Source organism: Rhodoligotrophos appendicifer (assembly GCF_007474605.1).
Classification (GTDB): Bacteria; Pseudomonadota; Alphaproteobacteria; order Rhizobiales; family Im1; genus Rhodoligotrophos; species Rhodoligotrophos appendicifer.
The window spans coordinates 1-15,233 of record NZ_VHKL01000004.1; the positions used below are offsets into that span (position 1 = coordinate 1).

Here is a 15,233-nt window from a genome sequence, read left to right on the forward strand (position 1 = left end):
GGACCCTTCTCTGCTTCGGCGCACCCTCACGCAAGTGGCCTGCTTTTACTCCGCCGCAGTGGCCTGGAATTGCTCCGCCGTTGACAGCGGGCGACGTTCGATAAATGGTATCCGGGGATGGCAAACGATAATCAGGATTCCGCCAGCAAACAGGCGGCAGCATGAATACCACACAATTCCTCATGCTCCCCTATCTATGATGTGATCTACTGCGCCCGCGGCCAGGCGGAAAACCTGATCAAGATGCACAAGAGCCAATTGGCCTCCGACCGCACCAGCTGCCGCTCACCGATCGCCAACCAGGTCCGTCTCGTGCTCCACACCGCCGCCTACTGGCTGATGCTCACGGTTCGCGACACCATCCCTAAGGCCCATGCTCTGGCCACAGCCGAGTTCGCCACCTTGCGCCTGCGCCTGCTCAAGCTCGGCGCCCGCGTCATAGAGACCGCCTCACGCGTCCGTCTGGCCTTCGCCGCCGCTTGCCCGGAAGCCGAGCTCTTCCGCACCATTGCCATCGCGCTCCAACCCGCCGGACCGTAGGCGATGGGGCCAAAGCGCCCCGTCGAACCCAGAACCTTCAACCCCCAACGCGTTCTACAAGTTCAGACCAAGCAGCGGTGAAAAACACGCCACCAAAAAGCTCGCCCGTCCAAATGATCACACCAAAAGGCTAACCCTCATGAATAAGACGGGCTAGCTAGCTGGGTCAGAGGCGCGCGGCACCAGCCAAGCGCACAAGGAGTTCGTCACCGCTTGACGCCGAAACAGGTATCCCTGTCCGTACCCACATCCCAGTTCCTTCAAGGTGGCGAACTCGCGTTCGGTTTCGATCCCTTCAGCGACAATGTCTATACCAGTCTGCTGTCCAAGTTTGATGAGTGCCTCGACGATGATCCGCTTCGTCGGGCTCCTGTCGAGATCTGTCACAAACGATCGATCGATCTTTATCTCCGAGAATGGCAATTCTTCGATATAGCGAAGATTGGAATAGCCAGTTCCAAAATCATCGATCGCCAGCCCGAAGCCGAGTTTACGTATTTCCTTCAACCTATCCATTGCTGCGCTGCCGGATGTCACGATGACCGATTCAGTCAGTTCCAATATAATCAGCCGAGGATCAACTTCCTCCTGCTCGCACATCCTCATGATCCGGTCGAGTTTTCCCGGCTCCATAATTTCCTGGCCGGATATGTTGCACGAGATAGTGATCGGGTGCTCACTCCGCCGGTTGACCATCTTGCAGAAGCGGGCGGCCGTCTTCAGGCCCCATTCGTCAATGTCTCCGATCAACCCTACTTCTTCGGCGTGGGAAATGAACAGGCCGGGGAGTTGCAGGCCCAATATCGGGTGCTGCCATCTGATGAGAGCCTCGGCACCAACGATGCGCAAGGTTCGCAAGTCGACCTTTGGCTGAAAGTGAAGCAAGAACTCATTGTTTTTGATTGCCTGCTTCAATTCTGTTGTAAGCCTAATACGCCTTCTCGCCTCTGAATCGTCATCGACAGTAAACACGTTGAGTTCTCTGGAAGTAGATCGCTTCGATCGATGCAGCGCTGAGCCTGCCTTCCGGATAAGATAGGTGCCATCCGTTTCAGGAATTCCAAACGCACAGCCTGACGAAAACCGCGGAGACAACAGGATTTCCTCAAGCTGATAAGCCTCTGAAGCAAGCTGTACGGTGTCGGCCGCAATATTGTCCGCCTGGTCGCTTGTTTTTGCTCGGAAAGCCAACGCGAACTCGTTGGCCCCCATTCTGCCGACGGCAAACGCGTTAGTCTTTGTCAGACGTTTGGCTACCGCACGGAGAAGGCTGTCGCCCACATCATGGCCAAAGCCGTTGTTGATGTCGTGAAATCCGACAATATCAACCCTTACGATGACCATCTCGCTGCGATCAGCCTTCGAAGCGATCCTGATCTGTTCCGAGAATGCTCCGCGGTTGAGGACGCCAGTCGTCTGGTCGACGAAGGACAGACGTCCGATGGTCACTTCCGCGTCGTGCTGCTCCGAAACGTCTTCCACAAAGCCGATGTAGTGACTGATGAAGCCGGAAGCGTCCCTGGCCGGGAGAAGGCGAAGGCGATTGTAAAACAGAGTGCCGTCTTTTCTGTAGTTTCTCAGAGTCACTTCGAGGGGCTGCTTCGCCTTGATGGCCTGGCGAATAAGTTTGACTTCCGGCTGCTTCCGGTCTGTCCCCTGCAGATAATTGCAGTTGCGGCCAATCGCTTCCTGCCTGGAGTATCCAGTGATGTCGACAAAGGCGTTGTTGACGAAACACAGCGGCGCGTCAGCCAGTCGCATGTCAGCGACGATAATGGCCTCCTTGGAGTTGTCCATGCATTCATCAACGATCGACGGCGGCAGCTCCGCCGCCCTCAATGGAAAGACCTGAACGACGCTTGGGTGCGGCCGCTTCATCACTTAGCCTCCTGGCTGTGAACAGCAAATCGTCCAACCCGGTTTCTGCCGGCGTCCTTGGCGGCATACAGCGCCCTGTCGGCACGGTTAAGGGCAGAACTGATGGACCGGTCATTCGGCGCAACCGATGCGACGCCGATGCTTCCTGTTACGCGCAGCGTTTCCGCCTCTGTCTTGATCTTCAGGCCTTCAATGATCGACCGGAGCTTTTCCGCCAGGACAATTGCGCCAACTTCGTCCGTCCCCGGCAGCAAGGCCACAAATTCCTCCCCACCGATCCGGGCGAAGACATCGCTTTCTCGAACAGCGGCCTTGCAGCGGGCTGCAACCTTCTTGAGCACAGCATCGCCCGCGAGATGACCATGGGTGTCATTGATGAGCTTGAACTTGTCGAGGTCCAGCATCAGCACTGACATCGCGCCCCCGAACCGGCGCAAACGCTCGAGTTCGATCTTGGCATAGTCTTCCAAGAAGCGGCGGTAGATCGGTCAAAGGATCGGTGGATGCGAGCCTCGCATAGTCCAGTTCCACCAGTTTGCGGTCGGTTATGTTCATGTGGGACACAACCGCACCGATTTTCTTTGTGTCACGTCGCTGAATGAGCGGCGTTACCCTGGCCAAGAACCAGCGAAGTTCCGAGGGGGAGTGACAGGGATATTCAATCTGGAAGAGGTCCTTGCGGCCTTCGAGCACATCGGCCAATCCGCCGTAGAAAGAAGATGCTTCTGCCGAAGCAGGTCCGGTCGAGCTTCGGCACACATTGAGGTAATTCGTCCCGAGGTAGGCCTCTCCCGCGCCACCCTCATTCGTTGCGCTGAATTCCATCCATGCTCGGTTCACGGCCAGTATCTCCCCGGCCAAATCGACGACGCATATATTGGAGGTCAGCGCATCCATGACAGATGCGGCCAAGCTGTCTGCGATGAGATTTCCCATATGTCGATCCTAAGCACTAGCGGTCTTGAACGGGCTAGCGAACTTGTGTTAACTGCCCATCAGCAATCCCTTCCTGCGTGCTAGCTTTCCTGGTGGGATCATTCCAACAAAATCTAACTCGTGTTGGAGACCTTTTGTTCCGCCGCATACTGGGCTGCCGGGCTAGAAATCGCCCGAATAGTTCATACTGCGCCTCAAACTCGCTATTCTCGGGCCGACGCGAGCATCTCGGCGGGAAGAGCCTCCAGCAGGCGTCGGGTGGTGAGGCCCGCCTTTAGGACGCCCGATGACGTTATCCATTCGGCCAAGACCTCAGAGATCAGGATTCGTCTCGTCCGCCATGACGCTTGATCATTCCCGGATCGCATTGGGAATCCGGGAGGAACTGTCGCGTGCCGCCGTCCCAGGTGCGGACGTCTGCGAGGAACTCCCTTCAGGATTTCAATTCCTTGGTCGGTGAAGATAGTCATGCCCTCTTCGCTTCCATCGTGGACATAGATCATGTCGCCGCAGTCGATATTCTCCGAATTCCGGTGATTTCTTGGAGGAGTTCGATGTCTCGTCGACACGGTGTGCGTGTACCAACAGGCGGGCTCTCGCCGGGCGTCTCCGGGGGGAGACCAGTTCCACGGCAATACTTTCCTCAGTTGCACGTGGCGGACCTTCTGCACCAGCGATCAGCGTGGCGTTGCCCGTTGGGGCGGCGCGTGCAAAGTAGTAAGATTGAGCCTTCCGCGCATTGCGGCCAGGCCGGCGGTTGATGTTGCGGAAAAACCTTTCCGGGGGATCCAGCGTAAACTCTCGAGGTTGTGCGGGTATGGCGGATGAACAGGAAGAAGGAGCCAATGGCCGGCGACAGTCAAAGGCGAAGCCGATCCCGCGCAAGAGTGGCAGAGGCAGCGACGCAACCCTGCAGCCGATTGGGAATGCCCCTTTGACCGCCATCGGCGATGCCACGCCTAAAGTCGCGGCTGTTCCGGTAATCGGCATCGGCGCGTCGGCGGGTGGCATCGAGGCGCTGAGCTGCTTCTTCGATGTGATGCCGGCTGACAGCGGCAGTGCTTTTGTGGTTGTGCTGCATCTCGATCCGAAGCGCGAGAGCGAACTGGCCCATATCCTGAGCGCCAAAACGAAGATGCCGGTCGTTCAGGTCCAGGACGGTATGCGGCTCGCGGCGAACCACGTCTATGTGATCGCGCCCGACACCGATCTGAAGGTCAGTGACGGCGGGCTGCGCGTGTCCAAGCCGACGGATCCTCGCGGCCAGCGTCACCCCGTCGATGTGCTGTTCTCGTCACTCGCTGCGGACCAGCACGAGCGTGCGATCGCCATCGTACTCTCTGGAACGGGGCGCAACGGTACCGAGGGGCTTAGAGATATCAGGGCGGAAGGCGGCATGAGCCTGGTGCAGTCGCCCGAGACCGCAAAATTCGACGGCATGCCCAGGAGCGCGATTTCGGCGGACATGGCGGATCACGTGCTTGCCATCGAAAAGATGCCCGAAGCCCTGTTGGCCTTCATGAGCCATGGCTACGTCGCAGCCCCCGCCGAGATCGAGGTCACCTTCCCGGACGGTCAGGCGACGCTCGGCCATCTTCTGGAACTCTTGCGTGCTCGGGGCGGGCACGATTTTCGCGACTACAAACTATCTACACTTAGGCGGCGCGTTCACCGTCGTCTCGGTCTCAAAAACATAGAAACACTGGACGAATATATTGACGAGTTGCGCGCCAGCTCCGATGAAGTCGCCACGCTTGTCGGCGATCTGATGATCAGCGTCACCGGGTTTTTCCGCGATGCCGACGCGTGGAAGGCTCTAGCCGAACTGGTGATTGCGCCAATGGTTGCGGAGCGCGAGACGGGCGCTTCGATCCGGGTCTGGACCACGGCCTGCTCCACGGGCGAGGAAGCCTATTCCCTTGCCATGCTGGTAACCGAGCATGCCGAGGCGGCGGGAAAACGCTTTGATCTGAAAGTGTTCGCGACCGATGCCCAGGAGAACAATCTTCGCAAGGCGCGCGAAGGCATTTACCCAGCCGCCGCCATGACCGGCTTTCCGGCGTCGCGTCTGGCGCGCTTCTTCGAAAAGCTGGACGGCTCTTATCAAGTGAGCAGGGAGCTCCGCGACATGGTGGTGTTCGCGCCGCACAACCTGTTGCGCGATCCACCGTTTTCGCGGCTGGACCTCGTGTCGTGCCGCAATTTCCTGATCTATCTGGAACCGGGCGCGCAGCAGAAGATCATCGCGCTTTGTCATTTCGCGCTGCGACAGGGCGGACATCTGTTTCTCGGCAACGCAGAGACGATCGGGCGGCACGAAGACCTGTTTGAAACGGTGTCGAAGAAATGGCGCCTCTATCGCAGGTTGGGATCGACCCGGCATGACCTGATCGCGTATCCACCGCCGCGCGACCGATCGGAACCGCGCACGAACGAAAGCCCGTCGTCCTTGGGCCTTGAGCCACCCACTTCGGCTGCCGAAATGGCCCGCCGCGCTTTGCTGGAGCGCTATGCCCCGGCATCGGTGCTGATCGACCAGAGCGGCCGCGTCCTCTATTTCCACGGCGCTACAAGGGACTATCTGGAGAATCCGTCTGGCGAACCGACCAGGGACCTGTTGATCATGGTCCGTGTCGGGTTGGCGGCCAGATTGCGGGCTGCGATACGCGAAGCGTCGAAAGAGAATAGAAGCGTCACGGTCATTGCCCATATCCGCGAGAACGAGACCGGCCATTCCGTCGCGATGACGGTCATGCCGCTGGCTGCGTCGCCGCAGGGCAGCTTCCTCCTGGTGAGCTTTGCGCCGGCGCCGTCGCAGCCCGATTCCGCGCCGTCGCCCACGCGTCAGGACGCAGGCGAAGCCTCCTCTGGCGAACGTGCCCTTCAGGAGGAACTGAGGGAGACCCGGGCCGAACTGCACAACACCATCGAATATCAGGAGACTACCAACCAGGAGCTGAAGGCGGCGAACGAGGAAGCCATCTCGATGAACGAGGAACTTCAATCCACCAACGAGGAACTTGAGACCTCAAAAGAGGAATTGCAGTCGTTCAACGAGGAATTGAACACCGTCAACAGCCAGCTTCAGCACAAGATCGGCGAGTTGGAAACCACGACCGACGACCTGAACAATCTGCTGGCCGGGTCGGAGACCGCGACGCTGTTTCTCGACGAAAAATTCCGCATCAAGTGGTTTGCCCCCGCGACCAGGGAGCTATTCGATTTTGTCGCGTCGGACATCGGCCGCCCAATCTTCCATTTTGCGCAGAAGTTTGCCGACGAGAACCTGTTGCAGGATGTGGAAACGGTGCTCAAGAAGCTGTCCCCGATCGAGGCAGAGGTCCGTAGCGATGCGGGCCGCTGGTATGTACGCCGCGTGCTTCCCTATCGTACGCAGGACAACCGGATCGCAGGCGTCGTCGTCACATTCAGCGACATTACCGAGCGCAAGCGCGACGCCGATGCGATCGACCGTGCCCGCGCCTATTCCGAAACCATCGTGCGGACGGTTCAGCATCCATTGCTGGTTCTGGATAGCAATTTGCGCGTCCAAACCGCCAACAAGGCCTTCCGCGAACTTTTCGCTGTTTTTGACGAAGAACCCAAAGGGCGCATTGTTTTCGAACTTGGAACCGGCGAGTGGAATAGCCCGCCGCTGCGAGGCCTTCTGGACAAGGTTCTGTCGGAGAACGAGGATATCCACGACTTCGAAATCGAGCAGGATTTCGATCTGACCGGGCGACGCTCGATGCTCCTCACTGCGTGCAAGTTGCGTCAAGAAGGAGACCATGACGACCTGATCCTGCTTGCCATCGAGGACATCACCGAGCGCAAGCGTTTCGACGAGCATCGGAATGTCCTGGTCGGCGAACTCAACCATCGCATCAAGAATGTTATGGCGACGGTGCAGGCCATCGCGTCGCAGACGCTGGGCAGCGCCACGTCGATGGAGGAAGCACGCGCAACTTTCGGGTCGCGTCTGATTGCGCTGGGAAAATCGCACGACTTGCTGACCCGTGAAAACTGGGCCGGCGCGAACTTGCGGGACATTGTCTCGGATACGGTCGCACCTCATTCGGCAGGTTCGAACCGCTTCCGGATCGAAGGCCCATACATATGGCTGGCGCCGAGCGCCGCACTCTCTATCGCAATGGCGTTGCACGAGCTGGCCACGAACGCAGCGAAATACGGCGCGCTTACAATTGAGAAAGGCCACGTCGATATCGCCTGGCAGCTTGTTGGTGACGGTAAGGATCGACAGCTCTCCATGCGGTGGTCAGAGAGCGGAGGCCCGGCTGTCATCTCACCGACACGCAAGGGTTTCGGCTCACGCCTGATCCAGCGGGTGCTGGCGGCGGAACTCGGCGGAATGGTGAGCGTTGACTATGAGACGTCCGGTGTCGTCTGCACGATAGATGCGCCCATGCCCGACAGTCAGGAAAAGGGCGAAGCGGGTTGACCGGACAGACACCGAAACGGGTTATGATCGTCGAGGATGAGGTCTTGCTTGCGATGCATCTGGAGGATCTGCTGACCGCCCTCGGGCATGAGGTCGTCGGACAAGCCACACGTATCGACATGGCGGTGGAACTCGCCCGCGAAATCGACATCGATTTCGCAGTGCTCGATATCAACGTGGCCGGGACGAAATCATTTTCTGTAGCCGATATTCTCGGCAAGCGCGGCATTCCCTTCGCGTTTGCAACGGGATACGGAGCCGAGGGTATGATGGACGGATATCGTGATTTCCCGGTGTTGCGAAAGCCGTATGCCCAGGAGGACCTGGAACGAACCATCGCGCTGATGTTTCGCGGATGACCGTGAAGATACGAACCCGCCGAGCTTGAACGGGAGAGAACGATCTATCCGGGAAGCCGGGTTTGCTCATAGCCGTCAAGGGTCAAGGCAAGTTGGTGAGAGGTCTCTGGCGTAAGCCAGTCCTGTTCCACGAGGTCGCGGAGCTTGTAGGCTCGATCCAGCGCCTGTTTGCTGGCGGCGTGCCAATCGTTGGAAGCATCGGGCTTGCCGTCCCAGCCATGTTCGGCCATCTGGAGGCAAAATTCGGCCCGTTCGTTGAGGAACCGTACCGCAGCCCGCATGACTTTTTCCATTTCCTCGAACTGCGCCGCAGCCATGTTCTCTGCGGTATAGCTGTGCCCGATGTGGCAGCCGAATTTGACGATCGAACCGACCTCGAACCTTTTCAGTGCGCCGCCGCAGTCCGGGCAGGTCACTGTCAGAGGGCGCTCGAAAGTCCGGCTGTCGATGATTTCGGGCTCTTGTCCGTCCCGTTGCGAAGAGTTTTTCGGCATGGCAACGTCCCTTCCGCCCTTTCGATCGACCAACTCAACAAGCAATTTTGGTATTTCCGCGAGCGGCAGGCAGTAATCTAGCGCGACGTGCTCAGCCGCGCTCCTCGGCATTTCGGGATAGTCGGCATCGGTCGGATCCTGGGCGATTGCAACTCCCCCGCATCGCTTGATTTCGAGCAGGCCAAGCGTCCCGTCGTTCAAGTTGCCTGTCAGGACCACGCCCACGGCGCCCGGACCATAGCTTTCAGCGAAACTCCGGAACAATGGGTCGATGGCCGGCCGCGCGCAGTTTTCCTTGGGACCACGTAAAAGACGTAGCCGTCCGTCGGCGACGATCAAATGGCGATCCGGAGGCGCTACATAGATGTGACCAGGGTAAATAGCTTCGCCGTCCTCGGCATGCTTGGCAGACAGCGGGCCAGCCGCGTTCAAAAGGGCGGGCAATTCGCTTCGATAGGCGCCGATATGAAGAACGACGAGAATAGGGGCGGAAAGCGTACTTGGCAGTGCGGCTGCCAAGGAGCGCAATGCAGCCACGCCGCCCGCCGAAGCGCCTATGGCGATGATCGAGGAACGAGCCATGACGACCTTTGATGTAGGGGCTGATCTCGGGGATCGAGGATCAACGCGGAATGTGGAGGAAGGTTCACCGGCGCGCGGATCGACATCAGAAACGGCACTGCACACACTCGGCAAAGATCGCGATGCGAAGCCGATCGACGAACCATTGAAGATCCACGACGGTCGGTACTGGAGTGGCCGGCCAAATAATACCTTTGAACGGAGCGTCGGCCGATTCCGTGACAACGAGGGCGTTGGCGATGAAGGATAGCCATCCCTCAAAGCCAATGACTGGCTCGTCCAACATGTTCGCGTAACTGACAGCTGTCTTGCGAGCAGCGATGATCGGCTTGATGGAGGCAGGTAGGTCCGCAAGTTCCTCGATTGTCTCAAAGACCGCGATTTCGAGATTGGCCATCGTCTTGCCGCCGGCACTGACTGACGTCCCGGACCCGGTCAGGACGACAAGATTCTCCATCCGCAGCCACTCTGCGATCAGCGCCTGGAGGCGGACGCGACCCTGCTTTTGATCGAGGCCGGACAGGATGTCGCCGATGTCGCCGCTCTCGGTTAGCCCTACAAGCTGGTATTCCAATGGCGTCGCGGCTGGCCCTGTCATTTCCGTCCCCCGTCGCCGTCCCTGATTGGGTTGACGATCTTTATGTCGAAGAAGTCCTTTTCGTTGTCGGTCACGACGATGCAGTCGTTGGCCTCCGCAACGGCGGCGATAATCGTGTCGAGTGCGCTTCGAGTGCGCCCCTTGGCTCGGCCGTTGGCCATGAGCCGTGCCCATATGAGGCCAGCTCTCTCGTCGAACGACAGAACCCGGCCTGCAAAAAGCATCTGCGGACCGTCCGGCCCCGCGAACCAGTTTTCGAGTTCGTCACGCCGCTTGCCCGACGGCTTCTCTAGCACGCCGCGGCGAATTTCGGCGACAGTGAGCGAGGCGATGAAAAGGTCATCGTCCTTTTGGTCAGCCATCCACGCGAGGAGGGACTCCGACGGGGTCGGCTTCGTAATGTTGCTGATGATGTTCGTATCGAGCAGATATCGCATCAGATCTCCACCTTGCGTCCTTCTTCGCGAGGACGGCTAAGGTCGAGATCGGCTCCAACGAGCGGGGATCGGCGCAGCGCGGCAAGGATGCCGCCTTTCTTCGGTGGCTCACCGGCGATGGTCTGGCTGACAGCCGCGCGGAGACGAGAGGCATCCGGGCCATCTTCGGCCAGGCGGCGGGCCAATGATCGGATGAGGTCGCGATCGGCATCGCGACCAAGCACCTCGAAGCGCGCCAAGCCGCGCTCGCTTAGGCGAGATCGATAGTTTTGAATGGCGCGTTTTTGCGAGCTGCCCACGGTAACCTCCGACTTATTTCCAGTAATATAACCAGAAGGTAGCGTTTTAACAAGGTTCGATTACCACGCGCGGCTCGCCTGCGGCCGGATGGCATCCGCTCGCGATGCGTGATATGGTTTGAATGACGGTACTTTTTGACGCGAGTCGAGTACGCCGCCGGGCGCCGCTAGGTGCAAAGATCGTCCGACTGGTGCCGATAGTTGGCGAAACCTCAAAAATATTTTTTTGGCAATTTTCCCTTTAAAATCAAAAGCGTAACTTTTTGACGGCCTCAGTGTCGGAATTTTCGCGCCGACAAGAGGAATTTGCCAGCAATTTCAATTGGTTGTATGCTGCTTAAACAATCGAGTGGGAATGACGGATACAAATGGCGACCGTGGCGTCGTTTTGGGGCGGAATCCGAACACATATGGGTTTCGATTGAGGTCACGCCACGCGAGGGCATTCTCATGCTCGCGTGGCGGAATCACATGTCATATTCCTTTGGAGTTCTCGGCATGCTGCGGGCGAGGATGATCACCGGCAGAAGTCCCACTACGACGATAAACAATGCTGCGATAGAGCCATCCTCATAGGTGCCACGGGCGGCCTCGCCATAGAGATGCGTCGCTAGAGTCTCGAAGTTCAGAGGGCGTAGCAACAGGGTTGCCGGGAGCTCCTTCATGCAATCGACAAAGATCAGGATTGCTGCCGCTGCCAGGGCCGGTCTCAGCATTGGGATGTGGACCCGCGTCAATGTCCGCCACGAGCCGGCACCCAGAGTACGCGCCACACCATCGATCGAGTCGGGAATTCGGCTAAATCCGCTTTCAAAGCCTCCGGTCGCAATGGCCAGAAAGCGCAGGGTGTATGCAATGACGAGGGCCGAACCGGATCCCAGGATCAAGAGCCCAATATGGGTCTCACTCACCAGAGCGGCAAGCTGTGCGAGAGTTCTGTCGAAGGCCGTCACGCAGAACAGGACGCCGATGGCCAGGACCGTTCCAGGCACCGCATAACCAATCATAGACAGGCGCGCCGCACTCAAGCTCAGGCGACCCGGTATGGTGCGCGCAGCATAAGATACGACGAGCCCCAAGAACAAAGCTGACGCCGTTCCGGCAAGAGACACAAGGACAGTGTTCGAAACCTCATTCAGCAACGCGGGTGAGATTCCAATGAAGTCCATTCGCGCGAAAGCGGCGAAGGCCAGATACAGGGCTGGCATTGCGAAGCCCGCTAATACTGGCAGGCTCACAGCGCATAAAGCGAGAAGACCTGTCCAAGTCCCTAACGCCCGCGGCTCCATTCTTCGAGGGCGCAAAGCTGACAGGGCAAAACTCTGACGTCGGCGCCCCCAGCGTTCGATCGAAATCAGGGTAAGAACAAAAAGCAGCAAGACCAAAGCGATTTGCGCCGCACCGGCCAGATCGGAACGCGTGACCCAGGTTGTGTAGATCGATACAGTCAAGGTCTGAATGCCTAGAAATTCAGAGGCACCAATGTCATTGAGCGTCTCCATCAGCACAAGGGCTATGCCGATTGAAAGCGCCGGTCGGGCAAGTGGCAAAGCCACCCGCCAGAACGCTCCGGAGTAGCTCGCCCCCAGTGTCCGGGAAACGTCCACGAGATTGGCGGCCTGAGTCACGAACATCGTACGGACCATGACGTAGACATAAGGGTACAGCACGAATGACAGGACGAGGATGCAACCTGCCATCGACCGAATATCGGGAAGGATCAGTTGGCGCGGACTGTCATATCCCAGAAGCCATCTTAGCCACGTCTGCACCGGCCCAACTGGATGAAGCAGATCAAGATAAGCGAAGGCAACAATGTAGGTCGGAACCGCGAGGGGAAGAATCAGCGCCCATTCAAAGATCCCTCGCCCCGGGAAGTGATAGGCACTGACCAGCCATGCCGTACCGCAGCCTATTGTCCCCGTCAGAACGCCGACGCCGGTCAGTAGAATGAGCGTATTCCACGCCGCTCGCGGCAGCACGCTGGCGAGCAGATGGGGCCAGAGGCTAAAATCCCCTGCGAACGCAATACCAATGAGCGTCGCTATGGGGATCATCACCAGCGTAGCGATCCCGTATGCTGCTGCGAGCCAGCCAAAGTGGGGACGAGGCCACCACGACCGAAGAGAGCGACGGTTCACCCTGTCCCTGGAATGAACCGCCACCTCAATTGGCTGCTGTACAGACTGCAAAGTTCGAGTGCTCAAAGGCTCGGATTTCGCCGCGTGGCCGAAGGTCAATTATCGAAGCCGACCTTCTCCGCCAATTCGCTTGCTTCCTTTCGGAAGCCGGCGATCTCGACCAAAGGCTTGTCATCGACCTTCAACTCACCAAAGGCCGCAATGATCGGATCTACAGCCACGCCGGCGCGCACAGGATACTCGTAGCCAGCTTCGGCGTAGATCTTCTGGGCCTCGGGCGAAGCGAGATATTCGAGGAAAGCTATTCCTTCCGCCTTGTTGGGCGCATGTTTTGCGATGGAAGCGCCGCTGACATTGACCTGAGTTCCGCCGTCCTTGAAGGTCGGCAGTATGACTTTGATGGCTTGCGCCCATTGCTCCTGATCGGGGCCACCCTTGCCGCTCGCCATGAGGCCAACATAGTATGAATTCGCAATCCCGATCTCGCAAATTCCCGCCATGATGTCGCGAGCGACGTCTCGGTCGCCGCCGCCTGCCTTGCGCGCCAGATTTGCTTTAACGCCCTCAAGCCAGGCTTGCGTTTTCTCAACGCCATAATGGGCGATGTAGTCTGCAAACAAAGCCGTGTTGTAGGGATGCTGACCAGAGCGTATGCAGACCTTCCCTTTCCATTCGGGCGCCGCCAAATCCTCATAATTGAAACTTTTAAGATCAAGATCCTTGGCGGCATAGAGAACCCGAGCGCGTGATGACAATGCGAACCAGTTGCCGTCGGCATCCCGCAATTGAGGCGGGATGGCGCTTTCCAGCGCTTCGGATTTTACCTTTTGGGTCAGGCCCTTCTCGACCAGATCGATCAACCGACCAAAGTCTACCGTCATCAAGACATCAGCAGGTGAACCTGTCCCTTCCGAAGCCACTCGCTCTGCTAAGCCGTCCTTCAGGTACAAAGCGTTAATCTTCGTTCCCGTCGACGCTTCGAAAGACTCGATCAGCGGCTTGATCAGGCCAGGCTCCCGCGTTGTGTAAAGGTTCAATTCGGCAGCAATAACTGCCGTGCCCAAGCCGATGAACAATCCGAGGCCTAAGATAACAGAAGGGACTACCCTGTTGATTGGCATTAGAAATCTCCCCTGAGCAGATCGAGCCTGGGTTCGGCTCTCCCGTGCAAGAGCATAAGTTGACTTTAGATGTCAACAATTCCCTGAAGAGATGAAATGTTATGTCCTAGCTTGTCGAAGATGATTGCTGACGCCGGGTCGGGAGCGAGCCAACACCTGTCCCCCCGGCTTGCTCGGGTAGCACCACAATGCGTCACCACAATCACATTAGACAGACCCTCAACTTCAATGTGAATTTCTTCGCTTTCCCCTCGAAAGACACAATTTACGATCTTGCCAGCTATCTTCCCGCTTTCCCTGGAAAGTTTAATCGCACTGGGCCGCAGCAGAATGAGCCCCTCCTCCCCTTCAGGCCGGTTTGGCCGGACAGGAAACCTGCCAAGGGCCGTGACCATGGCACCGCCTTGGCAAGTGCCTGCGATTTCATTGAAGTCACAGAAGAAGCGAGCAGCAAAGGGTGATGCTGGCCGGGTGTAGAGTTCACGGCCGCTACCGACCTGTACAATTCGGCCGCTCCGCATGAGGACCACGCGGTCGGATACCATTAGCGCTTCCTCGGGTTCGTGGGTGACCAAGATGCAAGTCATTCCAAAACGGCGAAGAACCATGATGGTCTCGGCACGCACCTTCTCGTGCAAGCGCCTGTCGAGATTGGAGAAGGGCTCATCCATCAACAACAATTTCGGCCGCGGAGCCAGCGCCCGCGCCAGAGCCACACGCTGCTGCTCTCCGCCAGACAGGGAGTGCGGATAGCGCTCTGCAAGATCCTTGATCTCAAGCTGCTCTAGCGTTTCAGCAACCCTCGCGCGGCGTTCGGCATTCGGCAGCTCTGTCAAGCCGAAAGCAACGTTTTTGGCGACCGTCAAATGCGGGAACAGTGCATAATCCTGAAACATGAGGCCGATGTCGCGGTGCTCCGGGGAGACAAAAGTCCCGCTGCCCGCCATCACTTCACCGTCTAGTTGGATCGTGCCCGTTGTGGGCTGATCTACTCCAGCGATCAGGCGCAATAGACTGGATTTTCCACAGCCGGAATTACCAACCAGGCAGACGATCTCACCCGCGTCGACCTCCAGGCAAAAATCATCAACAATCCTTCGGTTGCCAATCGTTTTTCCGAGCCCGTCCACCCGCAAGGAGGCGGCTCTGCAAACAACAGGTGGCTTTGTCATGATTGGCGGGCTCACGCTTTAGAGGGATTTCGGTTCAGCCGTCGGGACATGGAATGGCGGGATCACTTACCATATTCCGCACTCGCCGGCTCCATGACCAGACGCCCAAGAAGCTGGTCCATCCTGTCGCGAGATCCTCATACTTGCTCTTAGCCTCTCGAGCGCAATTAACATCGTTTCTTTATTCGAGATCATCCATCCTCCGAGAGCGTGGGGG

12 protein-coding genes and 1 pseudogene are annotated in these 15,233 nt (G+C 58.1%); 3 read left to right on the top strand and 10 right to left on the bottom strand.

What is annotated here, in order from left to right; all coding sequences use genetic code 11:
- Positions 1-192: 192 nt before the first annotated feature.
- Positions 193-540, top strand: a pseudogene (locus tag FKM97_RS09480) (transposase); the annotation flags it as partial.
- A gap of 153 nt (positions 541-693) precedes the next feature.
- Here the strand turns inward: FKM97_RS09480 and FKM97_RS09485 are convergent.
- Genes FKM97_RS09485 through FKM97_RS09495 form a run of 3 tightly spaced genes read right to left on the bottom strand, consistent with a single transcriptional unit; the run spans position 694 to position 3,354 of the window.
- Positions 694-2,418, bottom strand: coding sequence for a putative bifunctional diguanylate cyclase/phosphodiesterase (locus FKM97_RS09485; protein ID WP_144292188.1), 1,725 nt, complete (start codon positions 2,416-2,418; stop codon positions 694-696).
- Positions 2,418-2,888 carry a diguanylate cyclase gene (locus tag FKM97_RS09490; protein WP_170240838.1) on the bottom strand — a complete coding sequence of 157 codons (471 nt, stop codon included), beginning with the start codon at positions 2,886-2,888 and terminating at the stop codon, positions 2,418-2,420. The genes FKM97_RS09485 and FKM97_RS09490 overlap by 1 nt, the downstream gene beginning before the upstream one ends.
- Entirely contained in the window at positions 2,788-3,354 is a 567-nt protein-coding gene (locus tag FKM97_RS09495) for a PAS domain-containing protein (protein ID WP_144292190.1), read from the bottom strand. The genes FKM97_RS09490 and FKM97_RS09495 overlap by 101 nt, the downstream gene beginning before the upstream one ends.
- A 934-nt stretch (positions 3,355-4,288) precedes the next feature.
- On the opposite strand from FKM97_RS09495, the gene FKM97_RS09505 reads away from it, so the two are divergent.
- Both FKM97_RS09505 and FKM97_RS09510 read left to right on the top strand, forming a co-directional pair.
- Entirely contained in the window at positions 4,289-7,813 is a 3,525-nt protein-coding gene (locus tag FKM97_RS09505; protein ID WP_170240839.1) for a chemotaxis protein CheB, read from the top strand.
- Positions 7,810-8,172 carry a response regulator gene (locus FKM97_RS09510; RefSeq protein ID WP_246105011.1) on the top strand — a complete coding sequence of 121 codons (363 nt, stop codon included), beginning with the start codon at positions 7,810-7,812 and terminating at the stop codon, positions 8,170-8,172. Before FKM97_RS09505 ends, FKM97_RS09510 begins: the two co-directional genes overlap by 4 nt.
- 44 nt (positions 8,173-8,216) lie before the next feature.
- Here the strand turns inward: FKM97_RS09510 and FKM97_RS09515 are convergent, their stop codons facing one another.
- From FKM97_RS09515 to FKM97_RS09545, 7 genes are all read right to left on the bottom strand, one after another.
- Positions 8,217-9,248, bottom strand: a complete 1,032-nt coding sequence (locus FKM97_RS09515) for a chemotaxis protein CheB (RefSeq protein WP_144292193.1) — start codon at positions 9,246-9,248, stop codon at positions 8,217-8,219.
- Positions 9,249-9,333: 85 nt separating this feature from the next.
- Positions 9,334-9,846 carry a hypothetical protein gene (locus FKM97_RS09520; RefSeq protein ID WP_205014867.1) on the bottom strand — a complete coding sequence of 171 codons (513 nt, stop codon included), beginning with the start codon at positions 9,844-9,846 and terminating at the stop codon, positions 9,334-9,336.
- On the bottom strand, positions 9,843-10,283 hold the full coding sequence (locus FKM97_RS09525) for a type II toxin-antitoxin system VapC family toxin (RefSeq protein WP_203566284.1): 441 nt from the start codon (positions 10,281-10,283) through the stop codon (positions 9,843-9,845). Before FKM97_RS09525 ends, FKM97_RS09520 begins: the two co-directional genes overlap by 4 nt.
- Positions 10,283-10,582 carry a hypothetical protein gene (locus tag FKM97_RS09530; protein ID WP_144292195.1) on the bottom strand — a complete coding sequence of 100 codons (300 nt, stop codon included), beginning with the start codon at positions 10,580-10,582 and terminating at the stop codon, positions 10,283-10,285. Before FKM97_RS09530 ends, FKM97_RS09525 begins: the two co-directional genes overlap by 1 nt.
- 467 nt (positions 10,583-11,049) lie before the next feature.
- On the bottom strand, positions 11,050-12,639 hold the full coding sequence (locus FKM97_RS09535) for an ABC transporter permease (protein WP_144292596.1): 1,590 nt from the start codon (positions 12,637-12,639) through the stop codon (positions 11,050-11,052).
- Between the two features lie 179 nt (positions 12,640-12,818).
- Complete coding sequence (locus FKM97_RS09540; protein ID WP_144292196.1) at positions 12,819-13,844, bottom strand: extracellular solute-binding protein; 1,026 nt, start codon at positions 13,842-13,844, stop codon at positions 12,819-12,821.
- A 65-nt stretch (positions 13,845-13,909) separates the two neighbouring features.
- On the bottom strand, positions 13,910-15,016 hold the full coding sequence (locus tag FKM97_RS09545; RefSeq protein WP_144292197.1) for an ABC transporter ATP-binding protein: 1,107 nt from the start codon (positions 15,014-15,016) through the stop codon (positions 13,910-13,912).
- Between the last annotated feature and the right edge of the window lie 217 nt (positions 15,017-15,233).

Coding starts and splice junctions, on each gene's coding strand:
- FKM97_RS09515 (WP_144292193.1), bottom strand. CDS start 9,248: ATGGCTCGTTCCTCGATCATCGCCATAGGCGCTTCGGCGGGCGGCGTG.
- FKM97_RS09495 (WP_144292190.1), bottom strand. CDS start 3,354: ATGGGAAATCTCATCGCAGACAGCTTGGCCGCATCTGTCATGGATGCG.
- FKM97_RS09540 (WP_144292196.1), bottom strand. CDS start 13,844: ATGCCAATCAACAGGGTAGTCCCTTCTGTTATCTTAGGCCTCGGATTG.
- FKM97_RS09525 (WP_203566284.1), bottom strand. CDS start 10,283: ATGCGATATCTGCTCGATACGAACATCATCAGCAACATTACGAAGCCG.
- FKM97_RS09545 (WP_144292197.1), bottom strand. CDS start 15,016: ATGACAAAGCCACCTGTTGTTTGCAGAGCCGCCTCCTTGCGGGTGGAC.
- FKM97_RS09520 (WP_205014867.1), bottom strand. CDS start 9,846: ATGACAGGGCCAGCCGCGACGCCATTGGAATACCAGCTTGTAGGGCTA.
- FKM97_RS09485 (WP_144292188.1), bottom strand. CDS start 2,418: ATGAAGCGGCCGCACCCAAGCGTCGTTCAGGTCTTTCCATTGAGGGCG.
- FKM97_RS09535 (WP_144292596.1), bottom strand. CDS start 12,639: ATGATCCCCATAGCGACGCTCATTGGTATTGCGTTCGCAGGGGATTTT.